Here is a 4950-nt window from a genome sequence, read left to right on the forward strand (position 1 = left end):
TGAGACTTCGGAGTAAGAAGAGAAACCCCGCGTCGCTACGCTCCGATGGGTGGCAGCCTTGCTCCGGTCCGGGTGGCAGGCTTCACGTGGAATGGGTGGCAACCTTCAGCGGTTTACGCACGTGACCGGCAATCCCCTGTCGGAAGATCTACAACCGAGCTTCCGGAATCCAGATTTTGTTTCCCGCCCTCGCTGCTTGCCCACGGCCAAATGCCCGAAAACAAAATAAGCCCCACAAAGCCGGCAAGATAAAACATCTCGGCCTGTTCGCTAAACAAACCAAACAGAGCCAGACCAGCTGAACTGGCCAGGATGAATGCTGCAATTGCCTTTCGAACTTTATGCACTTCGTCTCGGACCTATTTGCGTATAACGCCAACAGCATGCGCGGCTGCGAAATGAAGGCGAAGCCGCAATGTAGTAGACGTCGCCGTGCCTGTGATTGTTAGAACCGTTGCCCGCTAATTGCACCACTGCCTCTCGCATGGGACGCCGTCATGATTTCCGTCCATTTTTGTATTGGGGCAATTTCTCAGAAAATAGGTCGCTTCCGCACAAGATGTCATCTGAGAGCAATATGTTCTCCCGTCACATCTGAATTTCTGATTGGACACCATAGGCTTAGAAAAGCTTGAGCTTGCGGGCTCGGAAAAATTTAAACTGGCGAGATCAGAACTTGCGGCTGTGACGGACGATACGCCACCGTTCATATAAGCAAAGATCCCGATAATTAGAACGCCGAAAACTTGTAGCTTGAATGGGCCTTTAGCGTCTTTGTAGAGGTCAAAATAGTGTTTGAGATCACCGTGATCTGTGAGGGAAACCTAGGCGATGGCTGAAGCTTTGTAATGGTGTAAAAGTCTTGCTCACCATCATTAGCCATAGGATGGACGTGGGTTGAGGCATAGTCGTAGCCATACTTGTAAAGAAATTCCATTCCCATATCTTTAGCGACATCCTCCGCCTTCGGGCGCCGCCACTTAGGCTTGTCCTTTTCGAGAGCTTTGATGCGTGCCTTTTTCTCATCACTAATTTTATACACCCAGCCTACAGCCTGATCCTTGAAAAGGTCATCGCTTTTTACACGGTTTTGGCTCTTGAATTGTTCGAAAAACGACCAGTCATCGAAGGCTTGAAAGTCGTCATTTACTCCGAGGCTGTGCAAATGAAACATTCTATCGACCAGGGCTCGATGTATAACCCAGGCATTTTGAGTGTCACCGTTATCCCAAAGAGAAAAAACGCTTTTAAGCGTCATGGCTGAGCGGGCAACGAAGTTTCTGATAATTACGTTCTTAGTGTCACAGTCGTGTTTGGCGAATGAGAAAAGCACCATTCCACTGACCGCATAGATTGCGTCTGCAGCAGCTCGGTACATCTCAATGGTTTGATACTGCTTCTCAGCCATATCTTTGCCTAACGAATGATATGGACTCCCCCTGCTCCCTCGGCATCGATGTGCCACATTGAAGGTGTCGAAGTCTTCAATCGAAAGCAGGAGGAGTCATCATGAATGTTACAACCATCGGCATCGATCTGGCGAAAACTGTGTTCAGTATTCATGGCACCAATCAACACGGCAAGGTCGTGGTTCGCAAACGGCTCAATCGCCCTAAACTGCTGGCGTTCTTCGCACAACTGCCTCCGTGCCTGATCGGCATGGAGGCCTGTTCCGGTGCCCATTACTGGGCTCGAGAGTTAACCAAACTCGGCCACGATGCCCGGATCATTGCGCCCCGCTTTGTCGCGCCGTATCGCAAGAGCAGCAAGAACGACGACAACGATGCCGAGGCCATCTGCGAAGCCGTCAGTCGGCCCAACATGCGCTTCGTTCCCATTAAGACTGATGACCAGCAAGCCGTTCTGTGCCTGCATCGCATCCGCCGTGGGCTGACCAAAGAGCGCACCGCGCAGATCAACCAGATTCGTGGTCTGTTGGCCGAGTTCGGACTGATTATTCCTCAAGGGCGCTATCACGCCCGACATCGAATTCCCGAAATCCTGGAAGATGCCGAAAATGGTTTACCCATGCTGGCCCGGCGTTTACTCAACAACATCAACCAGCGCATTCTCCAGCTCGATGAGGAGATCCTGGCCTATGACCGGGAAATCGAAGCCATGGCCCGGCGCGACGAACAGGCCAAACGGTTGATGGCCATTCCCGGCATCGGCCCACAAACAGCCACTGCGATATTGGCCAGTGCGCCGGATCCCAGACAGTTCAAAAGCGGACGACACTTCGCCGCCTGGCTCGGGCTCGTACCCAGGCAGTACTCGACCGGAGGCAAGCCCCGGCTGGGTAGAATCACCAAGCGCGGGGACAAGTACCTGCGAATGTTGCTGATCCATGGCACCCGAGCGGTGATTGCCAAACTCGCCGACAAACACGATCAACTCAGCCAGTGGGCCAAAGGGTTGGTGGAACGTCGCGGCTACAAACGAGCCGCCGTGGCATTGGCCGCCAAGAATGCCCGGATTATCTGGGCACTGTTGATGAACCAAACCGAGTTTAAAACACAGCCTGCAGAGGGCTGATAACGGGCAACAACGACAGGCAGAACACGCCTGCCAGCCGAGTCTTGCAACGGCAAGCGATGACGGAACGGTCAGACCGAGAGTGATTGAACCTGTTAAGCCTTGCGGCTGAAACAAGCCGACTAACGAATGAGGTCATCACTCACACGCATCATCATCCTGGCCCGGGCAACAATGCCCACACAGAGGCCGAATGTAGAGCTGCAGTCTCAAACCGCTTCGAAATCAAATGGCGTTGCTTGACCGCAGGGGGAGTCCATGTAGCTGAGCTTAGCGGCGCCCTTGTAATGGAGGCGAAGCCGCAATGAAAAGGGCGTCCGGCGGCCATCGGCCGCGTACTACAGCGACTTGTTAAAAGATTAGGTCCGCTTCGGGTAGACGTGATAGCGGTCTGTGCCCGTTTTCTCGATTACCACCCGATCACCTGCGGCCAAATTATGAACCTCGAAAAACTCACCTACCCAAGCCCGGCGGCGAAAAATTTTCTTATCGCCTGCGATGTCGGTGCGAACTGGTGAAACGATGCCGCTGTGAACTTCGAGGACTCTCGGAGCGAGGCTACCTTCGTTGCTGCCCCCGATAGAGTCTGGCGGAAAAAACTCGACCACCGATGACAAGTAAAGGTGATTGTTGTTGATATTTCCCTGGGTTAGCTCGATTTCGACAAATTCCATTTGATGCTTCCTTGTACTTTTAACGCTTGCAGCATGCGCGCCCACGAAATGGAGCCAAAGGCGCAATGTAGTGGGCGTCGCCGTGCCTGCACTGGTTAGCTTGAGGTTGAGCACAATTCATGGACATCTTAATCCATGCTCAACACAAGCTGGGGGACGACTCTTATTTAGCAAGCCAACCGATGCACGATTTTCCCACTCGCTGACGAATAAAGATGCTAGTTCGATTTCAGCACATCGAGAGCACCAAGGCTGGCGAGTAGCCCAAGCAAGACGGAGATCACCAGGGTGAACCTTATTTTCTTGACACCACCAATATAGTGATTGGCCGCCACTATGGTGCCCCGTATTACCATCAAAGAAACCATAGAGATCTGCGATGAGATCACCAATCCGAGTACAAAATCTTTCTGATACCCCAGTATTGCCACCAATATACAGCGGACCACTCCGGAGTGACGGCTCTGTTCTCCAGCCACGCTTGGTAACGAGATATACACCTTTCTCATGCGGTGGCCAATCCTGATCCTCGCTATGGCAGTTCTGCAGCAACTGACTGATTTTGTATGGTTTTGACCAAACTAGCGGCATTACATCATCCCAAAGCTAACGCTGAGGTAACCGGCGCCGGAGCGATAGCGGAGGGAACCAAAAGCGGTACGCTTTTGGCGTCCGGTTGACCGCCTGGTTAATGGCCGTTCACCACCGTGGTTGAGCCTGGAAACCCAGACCGCATGCCCTCTCCCGGACAGCTTGCACCAACTCGACGAATGACGAAAGAAACCAGAACGCAAAGGCTACCGGCCCGATTACCGTTTAAGACGGACGGCCCCACGACTGGGGCACACCATGAATACCAACACCGCTGACCATTGTGGCAACCAAACCAGACAGCGAATTTTCCGGCCTTGGCGATCACCAGAGTGAGCGGGCTTGCAACCAATCCCGATGCAAAGGCCTTTGCACCCCACCTGCTAAAAACTCACGAATGCCGGGCCAATAACAGCTTATTAGCGTGAATTCTCATTAAACCGCAACGAAACCACCCCGTCAAAAACCACTTCACACACCGAATACTCATTTTTTTCAGAGTCTTATTGGCCTGCTTCGGGCCGTTGTCGGGCCTTTAGATTTGTGAAAATCGTGCACGCGGTTTATCCGTGCGCGGTTTTGCACGTTAAAACCAAAGCATTAAAAAATTACCTTTTTAAATCAGACATCTACAGAGGCGCCCTGTGAAAAACGTGCACAGCCACGCACGTTTAACCGCAGAAAATTTGGCGTTTTTGCGGCCTTTTCATTATAACTGTGCATCCATACAGTTTTAGCCAAGGAGGGCAACTGTGGCTAAATCACCGTTTCTGGAATCGGTTCGCACAGAGATCAGAACCAAGCAGTACAGCTACCGCACCGAGCAGTCTTATCTCTACTGGATCCGCCAATTCATCCTCTTTAACGACAAGAAACACCCAGAGGTGATGGGCAATCACGAGATTGAGCGCTTTCTGAATCACCTCGCCGTCAATCGTGGAGTCAGCCCAGGTACTCAGAATCAGGCTCTGTGCGCGATTATTTTTGTCTACAAGCATGTGCTTAGACGGGAGATTGAGAATCTCCAGCACAAGATGACGAAGACCCCTCGTCGCATGCCGACCGTTCTTAATCCCGATGAAGTAGCTTCGATTCTCCACCGCATGGAAGGCGAGTATTGGCTCATTACCGCTCTGCTCTATGGATGCGG

General features: G+C 52.1%; 7 protein-coding genes. 2 read left to right on the plus strand and 5 right to left on the minus strand.

The window, feature by feature from the left end:
• Nucleotides 1-113: 113 nt before the first annotated feature.
• From QPL98_RS19125 to QPL98_RS19135, 3 genes are all read right to left on the minus strand, one after another.
• Complete coding sequence (locus QPL98_RS19125; RefSeq protein ID WP_303293836.1) at nt 114-347, minus strand: hypothetical protein; 234 nt, start codon at nt 345-347, stop codon at nt 114-116.
• Between the two features lie 114 nt (nt 348-461).
• Complete coding sequence (locus tag QPL98_RS19130) at nt 462-710, minus strand: excalibur calcium-binding domain-containing protein (RefSeq protein ID WP_303293837.1); 249 nt, start codon at nt 708-710, stop codon at nt 462-464.
• A gap of 20 nt (nt 711-730) precedes the next feature.
• Nucleotides 731-1408, minus strand: a complete 678-nt coding sequence (locus QPL98_RS19135; protein ID WP_303293838.1) for a DUF5677 domain-containing protein — start codon at nt 1406-1408, stop codon at nt 731-733.
• A gap of 101 nt (nt 1409-1509) precedes the next feature.
• Between QPL98_RS19135 and QPL98_RS19140 the strand changes: the two genes are divergently transcribed.
• Nucleotides 1510-2535, plus strand: coding sequence for an IS110 family transposase (locus tag QPL98_RS19140; protein WP_011784506.1), 1026 nt, complete (start codon nt 1510-1512; stop codon nt 2533-2535).
• A gap of 359 nt (nt 2536-2894) precedes the next feature.
• On the opposite strand, the gene QPL98_RS19145 is transcribed toward QPL98_RS19140, so the two are convergent.
• Both QPL98_RS19145 and QPL98_RS19150 read right to left on the minus strand, forming a co-directional pair.
• Entirely contained in the window at nt 2895-3209 is a 315-nt protein-coding gene (locus QPL98_RS19145; RefSeq protein WP_303293839.1) for a hypothetical protein, read from the minus strand.
• Between the two features lie 218 nt (nt 3210-3427).
• A complete protein-coding gene (locus tag QPL98_RS19150) occupies nt 3428-3718 on the minus strand; it encodes a hypothetical protein (protein WP_303293840.1) in 291 nt (96 codons plus the stop codon).
• A gap of 834 nt (nt 3719-4552) precedes the next feature.
• Between QPL98_RS19150 and QPL98_RS19155 the strand changes: the two genes are divergently transcribed.
• The coding region (locus QPL98_RS19155) for a site-specific integrase (protein WP_303293841.1) at nt 4553-4950 on the plus strand (398 nt) is incomplete at its 3' end.

The sequence above is a fragment of the Marinobacter sp. ST-43 genome (genome assembly GCF_030541085.1).
GTDB lineage: Bacteria > Pseudomonadota > Gammaproteobacteria > Pseudomonadales > Oleiphilaceae > Marinobacter > Marinobacter nauticus.